The sequence below is a fragment of the Ruegeria sp. BI11 genome (assembly GCF_056538005.1).
Window position 1 is genome coordinate 219,113 of record NZ_JBQFSM010000002.1, and the last position, 26,194, is coordinate 245,306.

General features: G+C 54.7%; 19 protein-coding genes and 1 pseudogene. 3 read left to right on the top strand and 17 right to left on the bottom strand.

The features are described from left to right. Nucleotides 1-50 precede the first annotated feature (50 nt). Nucleotides 51-953: a LysR family transcriptional regulator gene (locus ACR0DT_RS05860; RefSeq protein WP_480709853.1), complete on the bottom strand. Its 903-nt coding sequence runs from the start codon at nucleotides 951-953 to the stop codon at nucleotides 51-53. Between the two features lie 93 nt (nucleotides 954-1,046). On the opposite strand from ACR0DT_RS05860, the gene ACR0DT_RS05865 reads away from it, so the two are divergent. Beyond that, complete coding sequence (locus ACR0DT_RS05865; RefSeq protein WP_480709854.1) at nucleotides 1,047-1,832, top strand: HalD/BesD family halogenase; 786 nt, start codon at nucleotides 1,047-1,049, stop codon at nucleotides 1,830-1,832. Further along, nucleotides 1,829-3,079, top strand: coding sequence for a M24 family metallopeptidase (locus ACR0DT_RS05870; RefSeq protein WP_480709855.1), 1,251 nt, complete (start codon nucleotides 1,829-1,831; stop codon nucleotides 3,077-3,079). The genes ACR0DT_RS05865 and ACR0DT_RS05870 overlap by 4 nt, the downstream gene beginning before the upstream one ends. A 344-nt stretch (nucleotides 3,080-3,423) precedes the next feature. On the opposite strand, the gene ACR0DT_RS05875 is transcribed toward ACR0DT_RS05870, so the two are convergent. The 9 genes and pseudogenes from ACR0DT_RS05875 to ACR0DT_RS05915 all read right to left on the bottom strand — a co-directional run bounded on the left by ACR0DT_RS05875 (nucleotide 3,424) and on the right by ACR0DT_RS05915 (nucleotide 12,399). Further along, entirely contained in the window at nucleotides 3,424-3,894 is a 471-nt protein-coding gene (locus ACR0DT_RS05875) for a nucleoside deaminase (protein ID WP_480709856.1), read from the bottom strand. Between the two features lie 82 nt (nucleotides 3,895-3,976). Further along, nucleotides 3,977-5,203 (bottom strand): amidohydrolase, encoded by a 1,227-nt coding sequence (locus ACR0DT_RS05880; protein ID WP_480709857.1) that lies wholly within the window; start codon nucleotides 5,201-5,203, stop codon nucleotides 3,977-3,979. Beyond that, nucleotides 5,151-5,378 (bottom strand): annotated as a pseudogene (locus ACR0DT_RS05885) (AMP-binding protein); the annotation flags it as partial. The pseudogene ACR0DT_RS05885 and the gene ACR0DT_RS05880, both read right to left, overlap by 53 nt. Next, the gene (locus ACR0DT_RS05890) at nucleotides 5,356-5,643 is read right to left on the bottom strand and encodes a hypothetical protein (protein WP_480709858.1); all 288 of its coding nucleotides are present in this window, start codon (nucleotides 5,641-5,643) and stop codon (nucleotides 5,356-5,358) included. The gene ACR0DT_RS05890 and the pseudogene ACR0DT_RS05885, both read right to left, overlap by 23 nt. Nucleotides 5,644-6,082: 439 nt before the next feature. Further along, nucleotides 6,083-7,483: a TRAP transporter large permease gene (locus ACR0DT_RS05895; RefSeq protein ID WP_480709859.1), complete on the bottom strand. Its 1,401-nt coding sequence runs from the start codon at nucleotides 7,481-7,483 to the stop codon at nucleotides 6,083-6,085. 11 nt (nucleotides 7,484-7,494) lie between these two features. Further along, nucleotides 7,495-8,127: a TRAP transporter small permease subunit gene (locus tag ACR0DT_RS05900; protein ID WP_480709860.1), complete on the bottom strand. Its 633-nt coding sequence runs from the start codon at nucleotides 8,125-8,127 to the stop codon at nucleotides 7,495-7,497. 68 nt (nucleotides 8,128-8,195) lie between these two features. After that, entirely contained in the window at nucleotides 8,196-9,206 is a 1,011-nt protein-coding gene (dctP, locus tag ACR0DT_RS05905; protein WP_480709861.1) for a TRAP transporter substrate-binding protein DctP, read from the bottom strand. A 125-nt stretch (nucleotides 9,207-9,331) separates the two neighbouring features. Next, nucleotides 9,332-10,672 carry a sigma-54-dependent transcriptional regulator gene (locus ACR0DT_RS05910; protein WP_480709862.1) on the bottom strand — a complete coding sequence of 447 codons (1,341 nt, stop codon included), beginning with the start codon at nucleotides 10,670-10,672 and terminating at the stop codon, nucleotides 9,332-9,334. Beyond that, a complete protein-coding gene (locus ACR0DT_RS05915; RefSeq protein ID WP_480709863.1) occupies nucleotides 10,669-12,399 on the bottom strand; it encodes a sensor histidine kinase in 1,731 nt (576 codons plus the stop codon). Before ACR0DT_RS05915 ends, ACR0DT_RS05910 begins: the two co-directional genes overlap by 4 nt. Before the next feature lie 661 nt (nucleotides 12,400-13,060). Between ACR0DT_RS05915 and ACR0DT_RS05920 the strand changes: the two genes are divergently transcribed. Next, nucleotides 13,061-13,426, top strand: a complete 366-nt coding sequence (locus ACR0DT_RS05920) for a cupin domain-containing protein (RefSeq protein WP_480710274.1) — start codon at nucleotides 13,061-13,063, stop codon at nucleotides 13,424-13,426. 49 nt (nucleotides 13,427-13,475) lie between these two features. Here ACR0DT_RS05920 and ACR0DT_RS05925 read toward each other — a convergent pair whose 3' ends face one another. From ACR0DT_RS05925 to ACR0DT_RS05955, 7 genes are all read right to left on the bottom strand, one after another. Continuing rightward, nucleotides 13,476-19,040 carry an AAA family ATPase gene (locus ACR0DT_RS05925; RefSeq protein WP_480709864.1) on the bottom strand — a complete coding sequence of 1,855 codons (5,565 nt, stop codon included), beginning with the start codon at nucleotides 19,038-19,040 and terminating at the stop codon, nucleotides 13,476-13,478. Further along, nucleotides 19,033-20,346 carry a tryptophan 7-halogenase gene (locus ACR0DT_RS05930; RefSeq protein WP_480709865.1) on the bottom strand — a complete coding sequence of 438 codons (1,314 nt, stop codon included), beginning with the start codon at nucleotides 20,344-20,346 and terminating at the stop codon, nucleotides 19,033-19,035. Before ACR0DT_RS05930 ends, ACR0DT_RS05925 begins: the two co-directional genes overlap by 8 nt. Continuing rightward, nucleotides 20,343-21,569, bottom strand: coding sequence for an FAD-dependent monooxygenase family protein (locus ACR0DT_RS05935; RefSeq protein WP_480709866.1), 1,227 nt, complete (start codon nucleotides 21,567-21,569; stop codon nucleotides 20,343-20,345). Before ACR0DT_RS05935 ends, ACR0DT_RS05930 begins: the two co-directional genes overlap by 4 nt. A 104-nt stretch (nucleotides 21,570-21,673) precedes the next feature. Continuing rightward, nucleotides 21,674-22,192, bottom strand: coding sequence for a hypothetical protein (locus ACR0DT_RS05940; RefSeq protein ID WP_480709867.1), 519 nt, complete (start codon nucleotides 22,190-22,192; stop codon nucleotides 21,674-21,676). A 22-nt stretch (nucleotides 22,193-22,214) separates the two neighbouring features. After that, nucleotides 22,215-24,485 carry a TOMM precursor leader peptide-binding protein gene (locus ACR0DT_RS05945; protein WP_480709868.1) on the bottom strand — a complete coding sequence of 757 codons (2,271 nt, stop codon included), beginning with the start codon at nucleotides 24,483-24,485 and terminating at the stop codon, nucleotides 22,215-22,217. A 14-nt stretch (nucleotides 24,486-24,499) separates the two neighbouring features. Next, nucleotides 24,500-24,730, bottom strand: coding sequence for a hypothetical protein (locus tag ACR0DT_RS05950; protein WP_480709869.1), 231 nt, complete (start codon nucleotides 24,728-24,730; stop codon nucleotides 24,500-24,502). Between the two features lie 144 nt (nucleotides 24,731-24,874). After that, on the bottom strand, nucleotides 24,875-26,179 hold the full coding sequence (locus ACR0DT_RS05955; RefSeq protein WP_480709870.1) for a cytochrome P450: 1,305 nt from the start codon (nucleotides 26,177-26,179) through the stop codon (nucleotides 24,875-24,877). Nucleotides 26,180-26,194 lie beyond the last annotated feature (15 nt).

Here is a 26,194-nt window from a genome sequence, read left to right on the forward strand (position 1 = left end):
GTTCGCTGCGAAAGCAACGTCGGCAGTCTAGCGAACCTAAAGACTGTCTCTCAGTTCGATTGGCCTGCCCATTGTGACAACACATCCAGCACGCGAACAATGGATGGGTGGGACTTCAGTCTTTTTGGAAACGCAATTCGGTAGCTACTTGGCAATTCCAACCTTGGACTATCCAATTTTACAACCCGTTCCGCCGACAGATCATCAGCCGCCATCGCCGCTGGAACCAAAGCTGCGCCAAAACCGTGGCCAGCAAATTTCAGAGCTACGCTGCTGGATCGGACCGACATGCCCAGGCCTCGGTTAATAGTTTTTCCGACAGGCAGCACAGTTTCCCAATTCGGTGATGATGCAAAACCGCTGCCCCAACGAGTATGGATCAGATATCTGTCCGGCAAACCCTGCACATGCGGACCGAAACGGCGTACGAAATCCGGGCTAGCAACCGCAACCAGACTATCGACAAAGAGGTTACGGATCTGAAAGTCGCCATACAGATCATGACCAAAGAAGATGCGCATGTCGATCTTGTCACGGGCAAAATCTATTGGGTCATCGTCAATACGCACATCAATGGGGGAATACTCATCTGCGTTCAACAGCGGTGCCAGCTTGCGCGGCAGCCAGGTTTCAACAACAGAATGAGGCGCGCTCAGCACCAATCGGGTCTTCTTGATCTGCTCGCTTTGCATTTTGGCCGACAACGCCGCCAGGCTGGCCATGGCCTGGGCGAGCTGAGGGTAAGCTGCCTGCCCAGCATCGGTTAGCGACAGCCTGTTACCCTGACGGATAAACAACGCCTGTTGCCAGAACTCCTCCAACAGTTTCACCTGCTGGCTGACAGCGGGGGAACTGACGCCCAGTTCGGCAGCGGCTGCCGTAAAGGATCCGGTTCTGGCGGCCGCTTCAAAGGCTTTGAGAGCGTTCAGAGGGGCATTGTAGATCACTGGCATACCAATAGTTTTTCTTATGCATCATAAATAGAAATACTGTTTGTTGAAAAGGGGGCCAGTTGTACCGTGTGCAAAGGCAAAAGGAGGACTGACATGCGCGATCTTATCAATCTGCAGGATTACCCTTTGGATCAGCCCGGCAGCACAGACTGGGTCGCCTTAGTTGCCGACTGCAAGGCCAAGCTTGCAAAGGACGGCTTGTTCAACCTAGCGGGGTTTATCAATACTGACGCACTGCCCAGCGCGGTCGCAGAGCTCAAGCCGGTTCTTACGTCAGAATCCTTCACCCATGCCCGCAAGCACAACATCTATTTCCAAAAAGAGATTGTAGGGCTGCCCGCTGACCACCCGGCGTTGACCGAGTTTGAAACCTCGAACAGCACGATATGCGCGGATCAAATGGGCCAGGCAGCGGTGATCCGGCTATATGAGTGGCCGCCCTTTGCGCAATTCCTTGCAGCGGTGATGGGGAAGACAGAACTGTTCACCATGCAGGATCCTTTGGCGCGCGTGAATGTGATGGGCTATCACGAGGGACAGGCGCTGAACTGGCATTTTGACCGCTCCGAATTCACCACGACCTTGCTTTTGCAAGCACCCGAGATTGGCGGCGAGTTTGAATATGATCAGGATCTGCGCAGCGAAGATGACCCGAACTATACTGGTGTAGCTGATCTGTTGGAAGGCCGCCGCACCCCTATGCGCATCGAGCTAGAGCCAGGCACGCTCAACATCTTCAAGGGTAAGAACACCGCCCATCGTGTTACACCCGTGCAGGGTGATCAGGACCGCATCATCGCCGTCTTCTCCTACTACGAGCGCCCCGGGGTTCAGTTTAGCGACGAAGAGCGCGTTGGCTTTTACGGTCGCACCGCATGAGCCTCGACACTGCCTTTAAGGATGATCGCAAGCTCACCTACCTGAACGCCGAAGGCGCGGACAAACCGCTTAATAGTCCGGTTGGCGATGACGTACTGGCCCGCGCACGCGCCTATCGGCTGAGCCGTTTGCGCGCGGCGCTGGACCAATCGGATTGCGCGGCGCTGCTGCTCTATGATCCCTGCAACATCCGCTATGCGTTTGACTGCTCGAATATGCAGGTTTGGACGCTGCACAACCCGATGCGTTACGCGCTTATTCTGGCCGGTGGCCCGGCGATAATGTTCGAATTTAAGGGCTGCCTGCACCAATGCGAGGGATTACCGGGCATTGACGAAATCCGCGTTGCCAAAACCTGGATGTTCATGGCGTCGGGTGACAAGGTCAGCGCGGCAACAGTCACCTGGGCTGATGAGATTGCCGACTTGATCCAGAAGTACGGCGGTGGAAATACGCGCATCGCCTGTGACAGCCTTGTCGGCAGCGGGGTCTATGCGCTTGAGGCACACGGGCTGAACTATGTCGAAGGCACGCAACTGACCGAAATCGCACGCTCCATCAAATCGGCGGACGAAATCGAGTTGATGCGCTGGACCATCCGCGTGTGCGAGGCCGGGATGGCTCGGATTTACGACCACTCTCGTCCCGGCGTTACCGAGCGCGAGCTTTGGGCGCACCTGCATTTTGAGAACGCCCGATCCGGCGGCGATTGGTTGGAGACCAAGCTGCTGACTTGCGGTTCACGTACGAATCCCTGGTACCGGGAATGTTCCGACCGGGTGTGTCAGGCAGGCGAGATGATCTCCTTCGACACAGACATGATCGGGCCTTATGGGTACTGTGCCGATCTCTCACGGTCCTGGACCTGCGGCTATACCAAGATGAGCGATACTCAGCGGCGGCTCTATGACACAGCTCTGGAGCAGGTTCATCACAACCTAGACCTTCTTCATCCAGGCCTAAGCTTCAACGAATTTAATGACAAAAGCTGGCGCATCCCAGACGCGCATGTGCCCTATCGCTATTCACTCGCAATCCACGGCGTTGGTATGGCTGACGAATGGCCGGTAGTGCCTTTGCATGTAGATTGGGGGCCGGATGCAATGTCAGGGCATTTTGAGCCTAACCAGGTGGTCTGTGTCGAAAGCCTGATCGGCGAACAGGGATCGGAAAGCATCAAGCTGGAAACCCAGGTTTTGGTCACAGAAACAGGGGTCGAACGACTGGACAGCTTTCCGTTTGAATAGCGCTGCTTCAAAATTTAAGTGAACTCGATCTCTGATTACAAGGTCAGAAGACGGCATGTTAGCTGCCAATTATCCGCAGTGCAGTATCGGTCACTCCGGGCTCGTTCTAGACCTCGGAGCTGATGCAGCATAAGCCCCTGCCCCGTTTTTCGTGACCTGTCAACAGCCCTTACCGGACACTCAGCTGCGTTCATAATTGCTGCGGACGCTGCCCACAAAGCCGCCGTTCGCCGCAACGGTGGATTTGATCGGTTGGTAAATTGGCAGATTGCGCAACAAACCCTCTATTTCAATTGAATATTTGAAGGATAACTTTGCAAAAAATATTGGTAGCTTGCATCAAACTACCAAAAGCCCAAATGACCTTCCGCAACTTCTTCTTCGATTTCGGCAAATGGTCCGCGGGTCTCTACTTTTCGTTGACCTGCTGCAAACACGGTTTCACAAGGCAGATCCAGCGTCAGGTTCTCTTCGTTGTCGCCGGTGAGTACAGCCAATCGCTTTTCAGTCATCCCGTAGACGACGGTTCCAATTCCTGCCCAATAGCAGGCCCCGGCGCACATGCAACACGGTTCCACGGATGTGTATAACGTACATTTTTCCAAGTATTCAGGTTGGTACTTTCGGCTTGCTGCTCGGGCAACATTCAATTCCGCATGCCCAACGCCTTTTTCATACGAGTACGAGTTTCCTGCGCGAAACAATATGTCGCCTTGGGGGCCGACGAGAACGGCCCCGAAGGGATGGTTGCCGGTTTCTCGGCACTCTTGGGCTATCTTTATGGTTTCACGCAGATATTTCAGATCATCACACATCTGTTTTTCCTTTTGCCCCTGAATATTCCGGGAACCGTTTGCCCTGCGGGTCAAAGTAGTTCTTCTGTAGCTGCGGTGTTCCTCAGACAGGGCTGACTGCACCATCAGTGTTTTTGGCAAGAAAAGCCGCGCGACGCTCAAACAGGCCTGGAAGTACTTCGTGAACCTCAGCGATCAGATCAGACATATCAGCGGTCATGAGCTTTTCATCACGCACGATCTGGTTACCGTCCACCATTGTCATGACTACGTCCGAGCCCTGCGCTGAACGAACAAGATTGTAATGGAGGTTAAAGAACTCACCCTCACCAATCAAAGGTGTCATCCGCGGCGTTTCGGTGGGTACTGCAATGATGTCAGCTTTCTTGCCGACCTCCAACGAGCCGATCTCATCCTCCAGGCCGATGCTTTTTGCGCCGTCGATGGTGCCCATTCGCAGGACCTCCCACGCGTCCAATGCGCTGGCGTCCAGATTGTTCAGTTTCCCGAGAAGAGACGTGCATTTCATGTCGTCGAACATATCGAGGTTGTTGTTCTCTTTTTCGCCATCTGTACCGATTCCGACAGCAACGCCGGCCTTGACCAGCTTTTCCACAGGCGCAATGCCACTTGCCAGTTTCATGTTGCTGACCGGGTTGTGGGCGACGCCAACGCTATTTTCGGCAATGACTTCGATTTCTGAATCGTCCAGCCACACACAATGGGCCAGCAGAGTATTTCGAGGTTCAAAGAAACCCAGTTCCTTGAGAATATGAACCGAGCGCTTGCCATAGCGACGATCCATTTCCCGCAATTCGATCTCGGCTTCGTTACTGTGCGTATGAAAGCCAGTGTCGTATTTCAGAGCCAGATCAATGAAATCCCGGTGCCTTTCAGGCGAGGCATAAAACAAATGTTCCAGACCCACCCAAACATTGATCCGAGCCTCCGACCTGCGATGCCAGTCTTCAAGAATCTGTTCGTTAGATGCCAGAGTTTCGAAATAGTTGTAGTCCGGGTGTTCGCCGACATACGGCACAAGGACTGACCGTGTGCCGATTGTATCCGCGGCCTTCGCGCTACCGTGCATATACCGCCACATGTCAACAATTGTTGTCGACCCGGACAGGGCTGATTCTGCATAGCAAAGCCAAGATGCCGCTTCCGCCTCGCGCGCATTGAGAACCCGATGCATGGGGTCAATATACATGCGTAGCCAGTCCCAAACGGGCAACCCTTCGGCCGTTCCGAGCAGGATGCCCGAATGGCAATGCGCGTTTCTTGATCGCCCGGAAGGCCGTCGGGGCGGTAAACAGCGCTGCAACCTCATGATCCTGAATGACTCGCCAGAAGGCGCCTGCGTCGGGCGTGCCCACCGGCTTGCACTCGTAGACCACGGTGGCGCAGCCATGTAGCAGCGGCCCGTAGCAGATGTAGGAGTGCCCAACGACCCAGCCCACGTCTGATGCTGCCCAGAACACCTCACCGGGTTTGATCCCATAGAGGCGACCCGTCGGGAGCAATGGGGTTTTGCTGATACTGGCAATTGAACACGGCTGCGCCCATTTCACGACGCTTGGTTTCCAGCGTGTCCTGACCCAAACGGGACGGGCACAAGAGATCACCCGGTTTGCGGCGCATGACTCTTCCACGCCCAAGAGGCACCGTCTCATGTTCTTCGGCGATGGCAGGCAGGTTCAGATGCCGATAGGTGCCACGTTCGAGCAGGTAACCCGGCGGATCCATCTCGTGTAGTCGTTGTGCAACCATAACGACACGCCCTTCGGTCGGGTTGTCGAAGCGCGACAGCAAGGTCCTCTCAATGAACTCCTGTGCCTTGACAGCTCGGCCTCGGAACCCGCATCACCAGCTTTCAGCAGGTCATCGATGATGATGTAATCGGCGCCATGGCCATTAACAGAACTGCCGATTGAGACAGCCTTACGGCTGCCTCCCTTTGTGGTGCGGATTTCTTCTGAGGTTTTGCCCCTTTTGGCCAAAACCGTTTCAGGGAACATTTCCCGATACCAGGGCGCCGACATGATCCGACGACAATCTTCGGAATGCTTGCGCGCCAGATCCAGCCCATAGCTGGCAACACTAGTCTTGGCGCTCGGTAATTGCTCGAGAAGATAAGCACCATACAAAACACCCAGTGTAGCGGATTTCAGGCACCAGCAAACCGCGCTCCAAAATCATCCCATAGGATTCAAACCTGTCCTGGAAGCCATAGAACGATAGAAGGGAAGGCAACGAGCATCGCGATAGTCGCAGCATCCGCCATAAAGAAAGGCGTTACACCTTTAAAAACATCCTGAACGCTTAGGTCATCACGAACGCCGGCCACGACAAAGCAATTCAGCCCGATGGGTGGGGTGATCAGGCAAAACTCGGCCATTTTGACAACCAGAATGCCGAACCAGATTGCGCACATAGGCCCGGACATACCGAAGGTACTGTCGGCTGCACTTACGGCCTCACCACCGTTCAATGCCATGACGGCGGGGTAAACTACAGGCAACGTCAGCAACAGCATTCCAATCGCATCCATAAACATGCCTAATACGGCATAAGCCAGAAGAATACAGATCAGGATTAGCATCGGAGACATCTCAAGCGAGGTAATCCAGTCGGAGAATGCACTTGGCAGTTCGGCGAAACCGAGAAAACGAACGTAAACCAACACGCCCCAGATGATCGTGAATATCATGACGCTCAGCTTGGCGGTTTCCAAAAGCGCGTCTTTGAGTTCGGACCAGCGCATGCCTTGATACAGCGCCATGAGGAACACCACGAAGGCTCCGATGGCCCCGCCTTCTGTCGGCGTACCCCAGGCGTCACCTCCGAACGGGTTGTAGACAAAAAAGATGATAGTCACGACTACAATCACGATAGGCAATGCGGGCGGCAGCGAGAGGAAACGTTCTTTCCACGTAAAGCCCCTGACTGCGGGACCAAATCCTTTGATCACGACGGCCATACCAATGATCAGCAAGCCATAAATTACCGCCGAGAACATGCCCGGGATGAATCCGGCCAACAGCAGTTTGCCCACGTCCTGTTCGACAATAATCGCGTAGATGACCAGAATGGCCGAAGGCGGAATGAGCGAGGCGAGCGTACCGCCTGCAGCGACGACACCTGCAGCAAAGCGCTTGTCGTAGCCGATCTTCAGCATCTCGGGGATTGCGATACGGGCGAACACAGCGGAAGTGGCGACCGATGCCCCGGATACTGCCGCAAACCCAGCGGTTGCGAAAACGGTCGAAACCGCCAGGCCGCCCGGAACCCAAGCCAGCCATCGCTTAGCCGCCTCGAACAGTGCCTTGGTCAGGCCCGCGTAATAGGCAAGGTAGCCAATCAGGATGAAAGTTGGGATAAGGCTCAATGCCTGGCTTGAGATTTTGGAATGCGGCACCTGCCCCGCTGTTTTGACGGCCACAGTCACAGCCTTGCCGAACCGCGCCGGATCGTACCCAAACTTGGCCCAAAAGATCCAGATCAGCCCAACCATGCCAGCTGTCGCGGCGGCAAAGGCCACTCGCATCCCCAACACCACAAGAACAAGCATACCGCCCGAGACGATCAGACCAATTTCAATGGGTTCCATCAGATTTAACCTCAGTTGTCGTGGCCCGAGACATGCTCGGCTTCCATTGCAGCTTGAGTGGCTGCATCGGTTATTAGTGGGACGGCAATAGGTGCCTGATCGGGGTGCCTGATCGCGCGACCATAGGCCCAGAGCTGCAGAACAAGCCTTAGGCAAAGCACGCTAAAGGCGACGGGGGCCAACAGCTTTGCAGGCCACAACGGGATACCTATGTCGATAGAGCTGTCGCGGCTCCAGAGGGGAGCACCAAAGTCAAAGCTGCGTGCGAAATGCGCCCAGCTCCCCCAGATCAGCAAGACGATCAGCGCCAGAATGACAGCGGTTGTGACAAACTCAACGATATAGAGCGTCCGGCCTCTAAGCGCTCCAACAACCATGTCCATTCGGATATGACCGCCATCACGCTGCGCATAGGAAATCCCCATGAAGGCGATCAACGGCATGGCCTGCTCGATCCAGTCCACGTAACCGGGAAGTGGCGCATTGGCGAAATTCCGACCACCAACGGAGACCACGGCCATGACCATCAGCGAGAAAACTGCAAGACCGCTGATCAAAGCCAGAAAGCTCTCCAGTTTGTAAAGGCGTTGATCGAGAATGCTGAGACGGCTGTCGTCAGACAGCACCTGGGATGACCCGGCCATCGTTGTACTCCGCTGTCAGGGGAAAGGGCACCCGACGCCAGCTTGGCCGACGCCGGGTTGTGAGTGGATTAGCTGCCGTTTGCGATCTTCCCAGTCACAAGGTCATAGAGCTCTTGTGCTGGTAGGCCACGCTCGGTGTTTTCTGCAATCCAGGCCTCGGCCGCGGGTGCGGCAGCGGCTTCTTTGAACGCTGCGATTTCTTCATCGCTGAAAGTGACCCGTTCGATGCCGCGCTGATCCAGCTCAGGGCCCCACGCTTCCATCGTTTTGGTCTGGTAGTGGCTCACGTAGTGGTCCAGTGCCTCATCCACCGATCCCAGCAGAGCTTCGCGGTGTTCGTCAGATAGGTCTTCCAATGCCAGCGTGTTAACCACGACAGGGCAGTTGACGGTGCCGGGGTTGAGGTTCGTCGTCCACCACGTGCCATTTTCAATGGTGCCAAAGGACATATGCGCGTGTGGTGCAAAGCTGACAGCTTTGACGATGCCGCTATCCATCGCCTGACGCACTTCCGACGCAGACATCGAGGTCGGAACTGCCCCGACCGTCTCCATCGCCTTGCCGATACCACCTGTCGCCCGTACGCTCAGACCTTCAAAATCGGTTAGAGATTTCGGCGCTTCACCGACACCAACAAGGTTGTACTGCGGCAGCGGCGACGGCATCAGCAGAGTTGCGTCCCAGCGGGCCAGATCCTCGACAACGGCCGGGTGTTGATAAACGGCCATTGACAAGTCGACCTCTTGCTCCAGCGATGTCACACCCAGAAACGGCAGTTCCAAGACAGTGATCGAGGGGTTCTTGTCGCGGTGATAGCCAGCACAGAACTGGGCCATTTCAAACGCGCCAATCGAAATCCCATCGAGGTTTTCCTTGTTCTTCGAAAGGCCACCATAGCTGATGTTCAGAGTGAACTCACCGTTGGTCTTTTCGTTCACCAGTTCGGCAAGTTTCTCGACGTGTTCGGTAAAGGCACGACGCTTGCCCCACAGGGAAACGTTCCATTCGACAGCCAGTGCTTCGGATGCAACGGTCAGTGACAGGGCAGCAATGGCCGCCCGGTTAAGATGTTTGCGCATAATGGCTCCTCCCAGATCACGCAATTCGCTTGAGTGGAGTATTCAGGATGTGCAGCAGCCTGCCTATGAAGGAAAATGCGCGTGAACAGTCAGATCCCCTGCGGATATCCGCAGAGTGGTTTCATCTACAAAAGCGCCTCTTTATCGAGACCGAGTTTGACGATCTTTTCGTTGAGCGTCCGGCGGCCAATCCCAAGCGCTTCGGCGGCGGCATCCATGCGGCCTTTATGCGCCTTGATGGCTTTCCCGACGAGTTCACGTTCAAAAGCGGCAACCGCTTCGCGCAGCGTATCCGGCACGTCGTCGAAGTGCTGATCGCTTTGGATAGCCTTCACCACCGACCCTCCTCCGCGCCGGGCCGCCAAAATGCGCCGTTCGCAGACATGGCGCAATTCACGTACATTCCCGGGCCAGCTATGCGCAAGCAAAGCGGCCAAATCGTCCTGATCGAGTTCTGGCGCGTCTATCTCATAAACCTGCGCGTATTCGTTCAAGAAATGCGTTGCCAACAGAACAAGATCATCCCGTCTTTGACGCAGAGGAGGTAAAGACAGGACAACAGTATTCAATCGAAACAAAAGGTCCTGACGTAGGCGGCCTTCCTCGGCTGCCAATACAACATCTTCGTTGGTTGCTGACACGACCCTGAAGCTTACTGGCACTGGCGACACAGCCCCCACCGGCAGCACCTGCTGATCTTCGATGACCCTTAGCAGCTTGGCCTGCGCTGCAGGCGGGCATGAGCAGATTTCATCCAGAAACAAGGTCCCGCCCGATGCCGCCACTAGTCTTCCGTCGGATTCACCCGCGACGCCGAACATTTCCGCCTCAAACGTATCGGCAGACAATGCGGCGCAATTCAGCGCCAGAAACGTTGCTTCCGGCGAGCGGCCCAAATCATGTAAAGCATGCGCAACCAGCTCTTTCCCGGTGCCTGTATCCCCCTGCAACAAAACCGCAACCGATGTATCGGCAAGATCAAGTACTTCTTGTCGCAAGTCTGTAATGGCGTCTGTTTGACCCAGCAGGATGCGGTCAAGCCCCGACAGTTTGAACAGCCGGTCTTTAAGGCGGGCATTGCTTTTCCGCATTCGGTTTTGCTCAGCCGCGTGCTTCAGCACCGTCAGCAATCGCCGAGGTTCATATGGCTTTTCGATGAACCCATACGCCCCGTTCTGTATGGCCTGAACCGCCATCGGGATGTCACCATGTGCCGAAATCAATACCACCGGAGGCGCCGCATGCTTGTCCAGTCTGGCCAGCAATTCAAGTCCCGACATGCCGGGCATACGCACATCCGATAGAATGACATCGGGCGAGGCGCTGGCCAGATGTTCCGTCACCTGGGTCGCGCGCGGCAGGGCACTAACAGTCCAGCCAGCGGCTTCGAGCAACTCGACAAGAGATTGTCGCATCGATTTGTCATCATCAACGACCAAGACTTTGAAGGGTTGCTGCTGGGTCATTCGTCCGTTTCTTCAGTAATTGAGGCCATCGGGAATGTGACACGGAAAATTGTTCCACCGCCATCGCGATTTCGGGCCGTCATTGTGCCATCGTGATCATTGACAATGCTGGTGGAAATGGCCAGTCCCAAGCCCATGCCTCGCCCGCTCTCTCTTGTGGTTACAAATGGCTCTTGCAACTCAGCCAGCGTTGCCTCGCCCAACCCGTGACCATTGTCCTGAATTTCAAACACTGCTTCATCGTCAGAAGCCATGACAGCGATATGGATTTCAGGTGCATCCGCTTCGTCCATCGCGTCAATCGCATTGCGCACGAGATTAGTGATGACCTGTTCGATTCGCAGGGCACTGCCCCGGATAAAGACCGGGCCGATCGGCGCATCAATTGAGACTTTCACCTTGCCCTGTTCGATGTTTGGCGCCAACAGCGCCAAAGCGGCGTTGACCGAGGCACATAAATCTACGTCGTCGAACGCCTCACTCTCTGACCGTGCGAAAAAACGCAATTGGCGCGTGATCCCTTCCATCCTGTCAACCAGGCTTCCGATTTTTTGCGGCAACTTGGTCTCACCAGAAGATGAGATCTCTTCTGCCACTAGATGATTGCGCATCGCAGCGATGGGCTGGCCCAATTCATGCGTGACCGACGCGGAAAGTTGCCCCAGAGCCGCCAGTCGGCTTGCGCGCTCCAACTCGCCTTGGGTGCGTTTGAGGCTCTGTTCGGCTGTCTTCCGGTCGTCAATTTCGATGGCGAGCCTTTCATTCGCCTCACGTAGCTTTGCTTCTTCCTCTTCAGACCGCGCCAACGCCGCGCTTACGCGTCTTGCGCGTTGTATTTGGAAGAAGATAAATGCGAGCCCCGCCAAAAGGACAAAAACTGCAGTTACAAGCCAACTACGCGCTACGGCCTGGTCGTCACTTACAAAATAGTGAAGCGACCACCCATGGGGTAAATCTGTCGTTGCAAGATGCAAACGCTTCGTCCCCGCAATTCTGGCCTGATCCCCCGGTAGCTCAACCCAATCCAACGCATCTAAGTCTTGCCCTGGAAACTGCCTGGCATCTCGAATTCGTTCTTGCTGTGGTCCTGACAGTGGCGTCAACGCACGATATTGCCAATCCGAGTTCGAAGAAAGCAGAACGACACCGTCTTCATTGGCCAATAGAACCTGTTCGCCCGAGTTTTTCCAACTATCCTGAAGATCAGAGAAATCGATCTTAATCGCTATCACACCAATAGAAGCTCCCTGGTCGTCAAGCACAGCGTTGGCGATGAAGTATCCTGGCAGACCAGTCGTTGCCCCGATGGCATAGAAGCGGCCCTGTTTACCAGAAATGGCGCTTTGGAAATACGGGCGGAAAGCGTAGTTTTGGCCAACAAAGCTCCCTGTGTCGCGGTAGTTCGATGCGGAAATCGTGATCCCGTCTTCGTCCATCAGGTAGATCGCATCCAGCCCGGCCTGCTCTGCAAAATCCTCGAGGCGTCGGTTTAAAGTTTCGGTGCCGTCTCCTTCGGCTGTTCCAACTACAAAGGAATCCTGTGACAGCACGTATGTGAGGTGGGAAAATCGTTCGAGTTCGCTGCTTACCGAGCTTTGGTATAGAGAGAGTCGGCCCTGAGCTTTTGAAAGCTCCTCCGAAACGAAGTATTGGTAAGAAACCAAATAAAGGCCAATGCTGGCGGCAATGGCTACTAAAATACCAACAATATACGAAGTTGATCGCATTGAGTGCCCATAGACTGCGACAGCATAGGATCACAGCAGGATTTAGCCGTCCATCCCAAGACTTCTAGTTCGACAATTGCATATTCAGTACAAACAAGCATGACCAAACAGTTTTAGAACGCAATTCAATGAACAAACCTGCGGAAACAACTTTTGCTTTCCGCGCGTAGACGCGGCCCAAACCTGCCATTGACCCGCAGCCTACGATGCTGCTGTGCGGCTCACCGAACCCGTCATTCGCTGCACGAGCTCGACCCTGAGCATCTAGAACTCACCCCGCGGTTCTTTGCTAATCCGTAAGCTGGAAACATGGCGCGCGTGGGGGTTAGGAATCTGGAAAAGCGAATACTATGCGCCTGTCCTTTTCGAATTGTGTCTAAGGGATAAAATCGAACCGCTACGGGGAACCCCCAATATCGCGTCCACATCTCGTTTGTTAGGCTTGAGTTAACGGAGCAACCACACACAACTCCGAGACCCCCGAGATTGAGAGGCTGGCTTTACCCCCTCGTCCAGCCTCTCGCTCTGCCCATTACCTCAACCTTGATATGACAGGCAGATCTGGCTGTGAGCGGCAGCGTGGTTCAAGTGCATCCTATTAACCAGCTTGGGTAACTTCGATGCCGCATTCATGCAGGAGGCCTTCTAAACTTCGAAGGGACTGAGGAAACCGAATGCACAGCATCACCGGCAAACGGATGAGTTCTTTCTCGTTTTGAGCGGCAAAATGCGCATTGAATTGCGAGGCTGCGATGTCGTTCTTAGGGCTGGAGAGCTTTTATGTTGTCCCAAAGGCTGTAGAATACCCGCCTTTTGCAGACGGCGACGTCAATCTATTGCAGATCGAACCAAAAGGTTTCCCAAACCAAACAGGCCCGACAACTTCTGCCACCAAAGTGTAGATATGGCCGACGTTCATAGAGCCCGCAGCATCAATGCGAGTTCCAGCACATTGGCGACCCAAGCCGGAAGCTCGATTGGATATTGCAATGCTGCATTTGCAGTCCGCGTAATCGAGCAAATGTAAATAGTTAAAACTTTGCCACAGGTACAGTCGTCGAACCTATCTCTAGAGTTCAGGAGCCATTGCGTAACATTCTGTTTTTCTTAATAATCTCACCAAGGGTCGCGCGCGCATCCGGCAACACCGCTGTGAAGCGCACCATAAAACAACCATCGTCGTGATGCTGGTCCATTACTTTAGCGTAAAGCGTCAGATTGCTGTCAGACCCGCCTTGCCACTTGATCTGGAACTGAAGATCCCTGAAAGGCTTTGGTGCTGTCTCGGATTGTATGCACGCTGCGACGGGGGAAAGCTTCAGAAGCTGGCCGTGCTGCGCCATACCCACAACCTGTTTACCGACAACCGCTCTGTACGAGAGCGCAACAGGCAAATTTATGTCTGCCATCTCCACAGATTGCGATGAAAGGGTGATCGCATAGGTGCCCCCCATGCCAAGCAATTCATAAATCTTCAAAGGATCGCCAGAACCTTTGGGTTCAACCGTGCGCATCGCTCCTAGTTCAATAGGGGTTTTGACGGCTTCACGCGTATTATCTGCGATCAGTATCTGGCCACCGACAGTGTAGCTTTCGATCCTTGCAGCTAGGTTGGTTGTTCTACCCACAACGCTATACTTGGCGCGTTTATCAGAACCGATATTGCCAACGACGACTTCACCCGTGTTCAGACCGATGCCCATCTCGATTTCCGGGAAGCCGTTTCTGGTATTCCATTCATTAACCCAACCCATCCGTTGCTGCATTTCCAGCGCACAGGCCAAAGCGCGGTCAGCATCGTCGGGCCGTTGCAAGGGTGCGCCAAACACCACCAAGATCGCGTCGCCGATGAAGGCATCAATTGTGCCATTGTATTTCTGGATGACGTTGGTCATTTCGCTGAGGTATGTATTCAGCATTGCCACGATGCTTTCCGGTGGCAACTCGTCAGAAAGGGTCGAGAACCCCCGCAGATCTGACATCAACATGGTAACCGTGGTTTTCTTCCCGCTGAAGTCCACTCCATCCGCCGATTTCAACAACTGGTCCACAACTTCCGCGGCAAGAAACTGACCGAACGTCTGTTCAAGAAATTTTGCTTGAACCTCAAGCTGCTCGGTTCGCTCGCGAACTTTTTCTTCCAGATGTTCAACGATCTCAGCATTGCGCATTGAAACGGCAATCTGTCCTGACAGCAGCGACAGCAGTTGCGCTCGTTCCGGTTTGAAGGCCGAACTCACCAGGTTGTTTTCCAGATAGACCAGGCCAATCAATTCGTTCAGGTGGAGGATAGGCTGACACAGAACGGAGCGCGTTTCGTTTTGCTGAACGTAGGGGTCAACCATGAAACGCTCGTCAAGCTGAGCGTCGTCCACCAGAACGACCTCGTGCGTTCGCGCCGTGAAATTGATTACGCTGGTCGGGAGAATTCTGGACCCTTGGTCGGAATCGAGAGGAACGGGATTCTGGAATGTACCAACCTCGGACGTAACGCTGACCTCTGTCTCGATCCTCAATTCGTCGCCATGTGCAAGTAAAAGCACGCCGCGTTGAGCACCGGCGTTTTCGATCAGAATTCCAAGCAACCGATCCAGAAGCCGCCCCTGTACCACTTCCGCTGAGATCGTCTGAGCCGCTTTCAACAGCGTATTCAGGTCAAGGTCCTGCCCCAAGAATAGATTGGTCGCTTTTTCGGTAGTTGAGGTAAGGTTTTCAGTGATCTGTTGCGTGGTTGCGCGATGATCACGATATTCGGTGAGGAGTTGTGGGAACTCCAGCTCTAGCTCCTCCACTTTGCGATGCGCCCCCCACAAACGGTAGGCATGCCGGGCATCGCGTAGGTACATCGAACCGATCCGAGCGCTGGGTCGACGCTCAATCACGTGTCGCGCGGCCAGTTCACACGCCAGGGCCTCATCCTGTAGAAACCGACCCTTCTGTGCTGCATCAATGGCCGCGTCCAATAGGTCCAGCACATCTGCATCATTACCGTTCAGGCGCGCAATTTCCGCCCTCACCATAAGGGTTTTAGCCAGGAAGTTGTCCGGACCGGACTCCGCCCATTGGTTCAGCCTTTCGTGATTTTCTTCCAGACGGCTTTGCATATCGGGATCGGGCTCGCCATCCCGAAGAAGCGCGGCGATCGAAAGCGATTGATAGAGAAGGTGGTCGGCAAGGCAGGGATGGTTGACGACAAAGCTGAGGATCGGCTCCACCAAACGCGTCTCAGCAAGCGCTTCTTGCGGTTTTCCGAACACATAAAGGGCTTGGGCTTTTAGAATTCTATAGAAACAGATGGCCATGGACATCTGGTTCTCTTCACACCCGGCCAGAAATGTTGCTTCTTCCAGATCTTCGGTGGAAAAATCAGTGCTGGATTGCGTACGTCCCGCCAGCGTTGAAAGCACCAGCCGATACGCGTTAATACCAGCAGCAGCACCATGGTTTTGCGCGCGTTGGATGGTGTCCAACTGGGCTGGCATCGCATCCAGTACGTCTTCAAGCGGTTTGCCCGCGAAGCTGTCAATCACGACGCGGTACATTACCAGATAACCCGCCCAGAGAATGTCGCCTGAATCCGTCCCCTCCCGATAACCCCGTTCGATCACGGGTATCGCATTACGTACATGTTTTACCCACGGGATGAGCTCCACGCCGGTAACCAGGCACACAGTTGCTGTCGGGGCACGTGCACCAAACTTGTCGCAGAGCCGCAAGGACAGCTCACCGAATGCCGCACCCTCGCGGTACTTGCCCATGAACGCGCCAAGGATCAGGCCGAAATTGGCAAAAAACAGTGCAGATTCCGGTGCGTTACCGTGCTTCAAAGACAATTGCACCGAAGTGCCGACAATCAGCGGGAAAAGCTCTTGGTTGTTCAGGAACGCTGCGATGGTCAGATGCCGCAAGCTGCGTTGCGCCAGCGCGATTTCAGGGCTGTCGACGTCTGCATTGTCAAAAAGCGCCGCCGGGTTTGTGGCCCCAAGCATCGCCGCAGCCTGGCCGATCGCGTTTTGGCCGGCTTCTTCCAGATTATCCAGGCTCATCTGGACGCCGACAAGCTCCAGGGCCTTGATACCAGCATCAATGGCTTCGTCGAATTCCATCAGCAAAGTATGCTGCGCAATACGCGTGAAGTAGATTTCCGCCTTTTCAAGGTCAGTTCGTGCGTGTGCCAACGTTGTGGTCACAATTTCGGTACATCGCTCGAAATTGCCGGTCAAGTATTCGAGCGCTGCGGACAGGCGCTGAGCTTCAAACATCAGCTCATAATTTTCGTCCCAGCCGTCCGGACCCAAAAGCTCTGACGTGACGTTAACGAAAGACAGCGCGGCCTCATAGGCAGCCGAGTCAAAAGCCCTGCGCGCGGCAATCAGGTCAAGATGCGCAAGATCAAGCTGCTCTGCTCGGTCCTCCATTCCGCCCCGCCCGATGTTGAGTTGATCGACAACTTCAAAAATTCGGTCATTCAACTCTTCCGGTGTCAGCCGGGCTCTGAGCTGGCGTCCAATGGCAAGATGAACGCTGTTGTGCCCGTCAGTATCGATCAGATCATAGGCGGCCTGCTGAATACGGTCGTGTTGAAACTCAAAGTCCCGCACGACAAGCGGGGACAAGACGTTATCCGTCTCCGTTACAACCAGATCAGAGAGCGGCTGGATCATCTCCTTCTGAATGGCCGGCAGCAGGCGTTCGAACGCTTCCTGAGGTTCGATTTTCAAGATCAGCGCGAGTGTATCGATGTCAAATCGGTTGCCGACACAGGATGCAATTTGCAGGACGGATTGTGTGCCCTGCTCCAACCTGCGCAGTTTTTCCAGCAGAAGGTCGACCACATTGTCGGTGATCTTTACCGCGCGGATCGCCTGAATATCCCATGTCCATTTCGTGGGCTCGTAGGAGTTTACGGTCTTTTGGACAATCAGCTTTTCATGGTGCAGGTCCATCAGAAACTGCCGTGTAAAAAGCGGGTTGCCTTGGGTCTTTTGCACCACGAGTTGCGCCAGTTCGATAACCTGTGATGCATCCGCATGAAACGTGTCCGCAATCAAATCTGCGATATCGGACACGCTCAGCGGGGCTAGTGACAGATTTGACAAACGCCCCCCAGCCTCCCGAACCGATTCAAGTGCCCGCGACATGGGATGCATCGCGTCTACTTCGTTGCTGCGATACGAGCCGATCAAAAGCAGGCGGCCAATCTGATCGTCGGTCAAAACAATCTTCAATAGCCCCAGCGTCGCGCTGTCGGCCCATTGAAGATCATCCAGAAACAGCACGACAACCCGGTCGTGGGCACAAAGCGCGCGCAAAAACCGGCGAACGGTTTGGTTGAACCTGTTCATGGCCTCTGTGGCGTCCAGCTCTGGTGCAGCAGGCTGTGGCCCGATGATCAACTCTAGCTCCGGCACAACGTCCAAAAGGACCGATGCATTCGGGGCCAAAGCGTCATTGAGTTCCTTGCGCCAGGTTGCGTACCGTGTCTGACTTTCGGTCAGCAATTGCCGCACAAGGTCCTGCAGGGCGACCGTCAGGCCCGAATACGGGTCGTTTTTTTTGAACTGTTCGAACTTGCCCTTGATGAAATAACCACGCGCTCGGGTGATCGGTTTATGAACTTCGTTCACCAACGCCGTCTTGCCAGCACCCGAAGAGCCGGAAACCAACATCATCTCAGCAGGTCCTTGACGGACGCGTTCAAATGCTTCGAGCAATGTGCGCACTTCTTGATCGCGACCATACAGCCGTTCAGGCACCGTAAAACGCTGCGCACGATCCTTGAGACCCGGCACAAACTGGTCGAGATCGACGCCAAGCCGTACAGCTGTAAGGTCTGCAACGATGCCAAGGGCGCTTTGATAGCGATCCTCAGCCTTTTTGGCCATCATTCGCTGCACAATCTTGGACAGCGCCAGAGATACGTTCGGATTTTGCCTATGTGCAGGAACAGGTTCGCGGGCGACGTGGCAGTGTACAAGCTCTAGTTTGTCGTCAACCTCGAAAGGCGGCACACCTGTGAGCATCTGGTAGAAGGTTGCGCCCATCGAATAGAAATCGGTGCGATGGTCAAGCGTTCGGTTCATGCGCCCGGTTTGTTCGGGAGAAATATAGGGCAAACTGCCTTCTAGAACCTCTGGGCTTTTCAGGATTGGATGCTCGGTCGAAAACCGAGTCGCAATCCCAAAATCAATCAGTTTCACCTCGCCAGTTCCCGGATTTATGAGCACGTTTTGAGGCGAGATATCCTTGTGGATCACGCGCGCCTGATGAATGCCGTCAACAGATCGGGCAATCTGAATAGCGGTCTCAAGGAATTCTTCGTGTGACAGCGCTCGGGACGACAGCAGATCCGCGACAGAGATCCCCTCGAAGTCCTCCAGAACTATCATGAGCGACTTGTCATGGCGCTGTAAGTCCAGAGCTTTGATCACGCCCGGTAGGTTCAGGCTGCTTGTAATCTCGAACTCGCTGCGGAAGCGCGCAAGCCTGCTGGCGCTGGGAAAATCGCTTTTTAGGAGTTTTATGACAACGCGTTCACTATCAGAGTCGCGCGTTGCGCGGAACACGAACGAATTGGTGCTTTCATAGAGAGTCTCGGACAATTGAAAGCCCGGAACAAAAGACATCTGCACGTTAGCCATTTGCGCTGTCACCCACCGACATTTTGTTTGCACCATAGTACCCTATACCATGGCCGACTTGTGCAAAATTGAGTTCCGAAAAATTGCCAAACGGGATGAATTTCGTCAGCTTCGGCAGTATTTCCTGCTCCCACTTTTCCTGTTCTGTACAGGTCCCGATTTCTGTGCCGGGCAAGTCGCGCCCAACGTCCAGAAAATCGGTCATCGCATTCATATGGCCCGCCAAGTAGTCATGCCCGCGCGCGCGCTCAAGACTGCGGGACGCCAGGTTCCAAAACGGACTGTCCCATCGCGATCCACGCGCGTAGTGCCAGGTAATAAACAGTGAGTTGCGCAGGACATAAGAGCGCATGGTCCGGTTCGCGTGTTCCACGGCACCCACGTCCGGCGCGCTTTGCGGGTGGTGATCCGTCATCCAGCGCTGCGCGATGCGGACTTGCATGATCGTGGCACCGATGGCCGTGGCCTCAAGTGGTTCGACGAATGACGCGGCATTGCCAATGGTGAAAATACGACCATCAAACCAGTTGCGGCGCATGAAGTTCGGAAAACTTACGCGAACACGGATTTCCGTTGGTTCGACCTGCTCTTCTTTGAGAAAAACATCGAAATCCGCCAGTACGTCTTCGTCGCTGCTGAGTGAAGGATTGAAGACATACCCGCAGGAGGTCCAGTCCCGCAGTGGGATTTGGAATATCCACCCATGTGGTCGGGCGATTAAACGGGACATGCTGGTTTCGGTACTGGGTGGCAGACGGCGCACCATCGCGCGGCCAGTGGGTATCCAATCCATGCGAATGATCTCGGGATCTTCTGGTGCTTGCGTCCAAGCCCCCGCAGGAAATCCCCGCGCGTCCAACACATAGTCGCATTCCAGTTGACTGCCGTCCTCAAACCCGATGGCTACGCCACCGGGCAGCGCCTCTAGGGACACAACCCGGGCATCAAGCTGCTTTGCCCGCACATGATCACTGATAATCCCCGTCACACGACCGGCGTCAAAGTGGTATCCGAAAAGACGCGGTGGCTGAAATCTGTTCACGAAATCCGTGCTATGTGATCCCCATGCTTCATAGTGTGACCCAAGCTTTACTGTCGCGCCACAACGTGCGCCCAGTTCGTCCGGTCCGATGCCTGTGACCTCGTCCAGCCACAAAGGAAAGCGTGGTGTTGTTCCTTCTCCGACACCGATTGTCGGGATGCGGGAATCGTAAATGTGCCACAGCTCAGCCTTCGGGAAATAGCGAGTCATGTGGGCTGCAGCAATGAAACCGGCCGTTCCGCCGCCCAATACACCAATTTTCATGATACAGCCTCATTTGTTAAGGTTTCCGGTATGCGCAGCATATGCTGGAGTTCCAACAACATTATGGCCAAAGAAGGATCAAAAGGGGCAGCCCGTGTAAGGCTGTTGATCTGATCCGCCAAACCGGGTTGCGACGCAGCTGTTGTCCAATCGTTCGTTGCGATCATCCAGGGCAACTGGTTATGCTTGGCAAGTTGAAACTGGAAGCGGTTTGCCGTGTTGGTCATGTTTTGGTCTGGCTGATTTAGATAACCTTGCAGCAACTGAACACCTCGGGCCGCCGCCGTCATTCCCAGCCCGGCATAGGGGTCAAGAGCACAGACGCTGTCACCAATTGCAAACAGATTGTCTGGCCAGAAAGAGTATTGTTCGTAGTGCCGACGGCGATTTGCGGTGCGACCAAACAGATGCGGGGGCGTCACCGGCACTGCGCGTTTCAGGACGTCATAAAGTTCTGTGGCCGGTAGCAACGCCGCCGACGCAAGAAAGGTCTCGTCATTTGTCGGCAATGGGACATCTTCGGGAGTTTGCAGCACCACCCCCCACAGATCGTTCTCTGCCCGCATCATCATTCCTGCACGTCCATGGGTCGGCGCCAACGCAAGGCCTTGCCAGTCCGGGGCTTGATCTGGTGCCAGCCGCACCCAACGTGAAACATACTGCCGACCCGGTGCGATTTCGGTCAGGGCGATCTGGTGCTGCTCGCCATAAATTCGGGCAAGCCAGCGTGGCAGACGCGAGGCGGCACCGCTGGCATCGACGACCACATCAGCATTGTTCAAAACTTGCAAAGCGCCGTTGGTCGACTGAAGCCTCACACCACATACGCGTGCGCCATCTCGCGAGACCTCAAGCCCAATAACGCGCTGGACCGTTTTAATCTGCACATCGCGGGCTTCGCGTAACACTGCAAGCAGCGCGCTTTCGATGAGCCCGCGTGAGGCCCCATAGAGGGTTATGCCAGTTTCAACCCTCGGCAACCACCCTGAGGCCACCCGCATCGCAACATCTGCACCCGCGTCATAAACCACCGCACCGCGTGCAGTCAATTCGTCGCGCCAACCCGGAACCAGTTCGTCAAAAGCTTGGGCGCCAGCTCCCATTAACATGTGCAGGCAGTGGCTTTGCGGCAATTCGGGGCGTGTTGCGGGCGCGCCATCCGAAGGTTCCACGTAGTTTGACCGTTCCAGAACCGTAACGTTGGCAAAACAGTCCTTTAGCATGTTTGCACAGAGCAGTCCCGCAATACCCCCACCAATGACAAGCGCTTGGGCGCCTTTTATTCGTGGCTTAGCTGGCTGTGGAACGGCTGGCATTTGCACAGGAGTCAGAACGCGTTTTCGGGGGTGTCGTAGGAAATTCGCTCAAAGGTTTGCGAGACGACAAATTGGAAACCGTCTGTCCTTCCTTCTGCATCGCGGGGAACAAATGGACCGATTATCCGGCGCTGATTGGGATTGAGGAAATACTGATTGTTGTAGTAGTCCCCGGTCGGGAAGTTCAAATGAAACAGGTAGGTTCCGGGGGAGCTCTCGACACCGTGGACTTTGATATCACCGGTGATCGAGTCGCAGGACTTGCCGTCGACTTGCAGTTCAAACTCACGCAGCACAAACAAATCTTTAAGCGCCTTACCATGTTCGTGCTCTTGTATCAGCTCGTCCAGGCTTCCAAGGTCTTCCTGCCTGTAGTGCATTACTTTCCCGGGTTCTTTCCAGTCGATCGTTAGGATACTGGGTCCGGTGTAGAGGTACTTCCCCTTGTTGTCATAAACGATTGAATGACCAGTCCACATTCCAATCATAATGTCGAATGGACGGGCATAGTCGAAATAGCTGCTAGTCATCTGGGGTTCCTCACTCAATGAGTCAAAATTGTATCACGTGGGGGTTCAGGTCTTGCTCACGGGCTGGCGTAGAAAGCCATCCCTGACGCACGGGTATGTCATAAAGGCGCCCAGGACCAAATCGAGCCCAGAAATGGCGCAAGCCCGGAGCCACAACGCGCACCACTGGAAAATTCACATCTGGCCGAGTCTGGTCGAGAACAAAGACATCAATGCCATTGTCTTTTAAGCGCGATACGCAGGCTTCGATATCCGAGAGAATGTCGCCACTTGCCAGACTTTCGCTTTCATCAAGCTTTAGCATCGGTTGCCTGGTGTCGGGTACAAGATAATCGGCTTTGGAAAGGCTCGTTTTTCGCCACCAACTTATCGCTTCGGAACTGCCAAGATGAGTCGCGTCGAGGGCCGTACCGCCTGTTTTTGGAACGGCTTCCAGAGATTGATTAATTTCCGTAAGTGCCCGCGACAGAGCCACCTCGGGATCGAGATGACAGCCAAACCCGTAAATAATGTCTTCTTCGGACTTGTCTATTCTGCCCGAAATGGCCGCAAAGGTAGGTATGCCAATGTCGCTTGTTACGTCTATCACCCGCAGATTTCTGCTTAGCTTATTGTAATGAAACGATAAATCGCGCCCATATGTGTCGCTGGAACTTGCTATATCGACACCAGGGCGGATTAGCCGGTTGTACCACCAAATCGCGACCGCATCTCTTTCAATCAGCTCCAGCAGACCCTGCAGAATAGCTTCTTCCAGTGTGCCGCCAGCGGCGCAGCCGTTGGAATCCGCACGTCCATAGACGGAGCCGGCGCCTTGATAGCCGAAATAGCACATTGATGTCGGCAGGTATCGCATGGTGTCATCACTCAGCGACCAAAGCGGTGTCCATTCGATTTCGGCTTCCCGGTCAAAAGGCTCCGGCACCCAGTATGCTTTGTGGTCTTTGCAATTAAGCGCAGCACGATCCGCATATTGTTGAGCGCTGTAGCCCTGGCATTCGTTCGGTAAAATGACCGGCGCATCTAGGTCCTTGAGCGCGGCAAGGCGCCGAAGCTCGGTGCCATCAAAAACGCCACAGTAGCGTTCCAGGGACTCAGCCACCGCACTGATACGAGCCTGCTCTGGGCTGCGACCTTTTCCACCTGATCGCCGCCGAAGTCCTTCGCGCAGAAAAAACCGGGTGTCATGCAAGTCAGAAAAGTTGTGATCGGCGGAGTAGGTTGGCGTGATCCAAGACCCTTGGCCGGAAAAACCACCCCGAACACCCGGGGCGAGTGAGCCAACAATACCGGTGATCGGGCTTACATTTCGGTCCAGAATTGCCTGCACATCATTGGTGTGGCAGGACCGATGCCCACCATCTGAGTCACGAACTTTGGGTCGCGGCTGTAGATTTGGTTTAGGTGGCGTTTCGGGCATGGTGAAATTGTCACCGCATACCGGGCATTGCGGTCGGCGTGTTAGAATATGCTCCTGCCGTTCCATCGACAGATGTTCCGTGCTGATCACTCGGTTAGCCAACACCGACGGGCCGCCGACACCGATCCAACGTGTCACTTCAGTAGCGAGTTCTGCCAGGGCTGCGGTCTGCGAAGTGTCACTATTGGCTTCTGGGGCGAGCCGGGTGCCGGTCAAACCTGAAAGAGTGCCGATATGGGTTTCGACGCGGCGGTGCCATCTCAGACGATTTGCAAGGCATTCCCAGCACGCTGTTTCACCGGGAAGAAATGCAGGGCCTAGCCAGCTTTGAATACCGCCTGGGTTGACCAAAATCCACGGCCGTCCTTCTGCAACAAACCGCTTGTTCAACGCGTCCAATTCAGCGGCAAGATAGTTGTTGGTTACAACAACGCTCAGCTCGCCGCGATCAACGACGCGCACCCCGTTTTTTTCGAGAAGCGCGCGCAGACTGTCGCCAATTCGGCCAATGCAGACGACATCTACCGGCGTGTTTTTCACACGCTCTGCCGCTTCAACAGGGTTCACCCCCGCCAACTCCCAAAAGGCCTGCTGGTCGCGCGGCATCACCGAACTGTCTTCGGCTAGAAATCCACGCTTTTTGAGCAGGTCCAGAGCAGAGAGAATGTCGGCGCTAGCATAGCTCTGGCACAGTTGGTCGAAGATATCCTCGACCAACTGCTTTCCGTCCAGAAAAGGTGCCAGATCGGAAAAAATAGTAGACTTCAGGCAGTTGTGACCTTGCTCGCTGAACAAGTACAAGCCTTCTTCGGGAACTACGATTGCCTTGATGCTGGATTTGAACCGTGGTGCCGCAGTGGCACTGTCATACATAAGAGCGCTTGCCTTCAGCAGCAGGCCGGTGGTGCAACAGCAGTATCATGCTCGTGGAGATCATCATCGTGCACGTCGTCGGGTTTGTCTCCGACACTCACGATCTTTGAAAAAGTCTTGCCGATTTCTTCGCCATATGCCTTTACTGCGGCTGTTGGGTCTTGCTCGAGCAGCGTCCGAAATTCCGGATCTTTCCAGGCTTTTGCATGCATTTTGCCCCAGTCTTCATTCGTCGGTGCTGTCATTGAATATTCCTCCTTTGGTTGATTGCCGTCTGCACATTTGTAACGATTTGCTGCTTTTTGTTAACCTTGTCACACAAGCAAAAGACACGATCAAGTTGTGACGAGGCCTTTCTGCCAAGAGTTAACCTAAATAAAGCGCATACATTACGGACTTATGTGGTTTTGGGCGGCAGGCCGACGTCGGACCTCGAACCTATTGGGTGTTCCTGAAACGGGTTCCAACCTAAAGCTGCGCGCTATTGTTTGGATGACGACTACCATCTGTGACAAGGATTGAGCAGCCGCAATACAAACTCTTGGACCGGCCCCGAAAGGCATATACGCTTTGGCCGAAAGCGGCGGAATTCGACCCGCAGCAAAGCGGTCAGGTTGAAACTCAGAAGGCTGCGAAAAGTAGCGAGGATCTCGATGCAGCAGACCCGGGCAGACCCAAACTCCCTGCCCTTCAGCCAGTTGGTAGTCACCCATCCTAAAGCCGCGCGCCACTTCACGATAAAGAATTGGTGCCGGGGGCGTCATGCGCATCGACTCTCGCAAAATCGCCATTGTTCGGCTTGTGCCAAGCGCCGCATTACTGAAACGTTCGGAATCATCAAGGGGTGCTGCCTCATCGACCAGTTGCCAGTCCAGATCATAGTCGGCAATGTCGGTCCAGAGCTGCGTCAAAGCGAATGGCATAGTTAGATGGCCCGCAAAAAGCATCTGAACAATTTCCCCCACGACGTCTTGTTTGGAAAGAACGTCGGGAGCCATGTGATGCGCCCTCACCAAGGCCGAGAGAACGTCACCTCGATCAACGAATTCCTCAAAACGAGCGCGGATGATGGCCAGGACCCGATCCATGTTTCTGGGTGCCCGAGGGCGCGTCATTTGCACCGCTCCTTCGGCACCGCCCACAGTCGCAGTGAAGTCCTCTCCATAGCCCTCAAGGTAGGGCACAAGGCCACTGCGCTCCTGAGCAGTTCCCCAACCCTCAAGATCGGCATCCAAAACTGTGCGCAGCGCGAGTCGGGAAATCAACAACCGAACCTCATGCGCAAGGTCAATCGGTTCTCTGTCCGCCCAATGGGCAGTGATCGATTCCGTGAGTTCTCCTGTCAAAACCAGCCGAGGTTCACGCAACACGGAACGAAAGAGCGGCAGCAAGAGTTGGCGACGCTGGCGCCAAATTTCAGGATCGTCCAGCGTTGTCAGCCCGTCGCCCCAATACCCGGCGTTCGAGGCCCGCAAAAAATCAGGCTTGCGCAGATCTGCCTCGTGGAAGCGAAAAAGGTTCCGGGCAAGGTCAGCATCATTTACAAAGATGATCGGTCCGGTGCCCAGATCAAAACTCGAAACGTTTCCATACGTATCCGCCAACTGACTGAGAAAGTCGAACGAGCTGCGGTGAAAAAACTTCGCATTGAGCCGCGCATTTTGGGTGCCGACTGGTCCGGGCGGCAAAGTCAATTTGAAGTCCTGCAA

Coding starts and splice junctions, on each gene's coding strand:
- ACR0DT_RS05900 (WP_480709860.1), bottom strand. CDS start 8,127: ATGGCCGGGTCATCCCAGGTGCTGTCTGACGACAGCCGTCTCAGCATT.
- ACR0DT_RS05875 (WP_480709856.1), bottom strand. CDS start 3,894: ATGTGTGATGATCTGAAATATCTGCGTGAAACCATAAAGATAGCCCAA.
- ACR0DT_RS05930 (WP_480709865.1), bottom strand. CDS start 20,346: ATGAAAATTGGTGTATTGGGCGGCGGAACGGCCGGTTTCATTGCTGCA.
- ACR0DT_RS05890 (WP_480709858.1), bottom strand. CDS start 5,643: ATGGTTGCACAACGACTACACGAGATGGATCCGCCGGGTTACCTGCTC.
- ACR0DT_RS05880 (WP_480709857.1), bottom strand. CDS start 5,203: ATGAGGTTGCAGCGCTGTTTACCGCCCCGACGGCCTTCCGGGCGATCA.
- ACR0DT_RS05945 (WP_480709868.1), bottom strand. CDS start 24,485: ATGTATGACAGTGCCACTGCGGCACCACGGTTCAAATCCAGCATCAAG.
- ACR0DT_RS05925 (WP_480709864.1), bottom strand. CDS start 19,040: ATGGCTAACGTGCAGATGTCTTTTGTTCCGGGCTTTCAATTGTCCGAG.
- ACR0DT_RS05940 (WP_480709867.1), bottom strand. CDS start 22,192: ATGACTAGCAGCTATTTCGACTATGCCCGTCCATTCGACATTATGATT.
- ACR0DT_RS05910 (WP_480709862.1), bottom strand. CDS start 10,672: ATGACCCAGCAGCAACCCTTCAAAGTCTTGGTCGTTGATGATGACAAA.
- ACR0DT_RS05865 (WP_480709854.1), top strand. CDS start 1,047: ATGCGCGATCTTATCAATCTGCAGGATTACCCTTTGGATCAGCCCGGC.
- dctP (WP_480709861.1), bottom strand. CDS start 9,206: ATGCGCAAACATCTTAACCGGGCGGCCATTGCTGCCCTGTCACTGACC.
- ACR0DT_RS05895 (WP_480709859.1), bottom strand. CDS start 7,483: ATGGAACCCATTGAAATTGGTCTGATCGTCTCGGGCGGTATGCTTGTT.
- ACR0DT_RS05950 (WP_480709869.1), bottom strand. CDS start 24,730: ATGACAGCACCGACGAATGAAGACTGGGGCAAAATGCATGCAAAAGCC.
- ACR0DT_RS05915 (WP_480709863.1), bottom strand. CDS start 12,399: ATGCGATCAACTTCGTATATTGTTGGTATTTTAGTAGCCATTGCCGCC.
- ACR0DT_RS05860 (WP_480709853.1), bottom strand. CDS start 953: ATGCCAGTGATCTACAATGCCCCTCTGAACGCTCTCAAAGCCTTTGAA.
- ACR0DT_RS05870 (WP_480709855.1), top strand. CDS start 1,829: ATGAGCCTCGACACTGCCTTTAAGGATGATCGCAAGCTCACCTACCTG.
- ACR0DT_RS05935 (WP_480709866.1), bottom strand. CDS start 21,569: ATGCTAAAGGACTGTTTTGCCAACGTTACGGTTCTGGAACGGTCAAAC.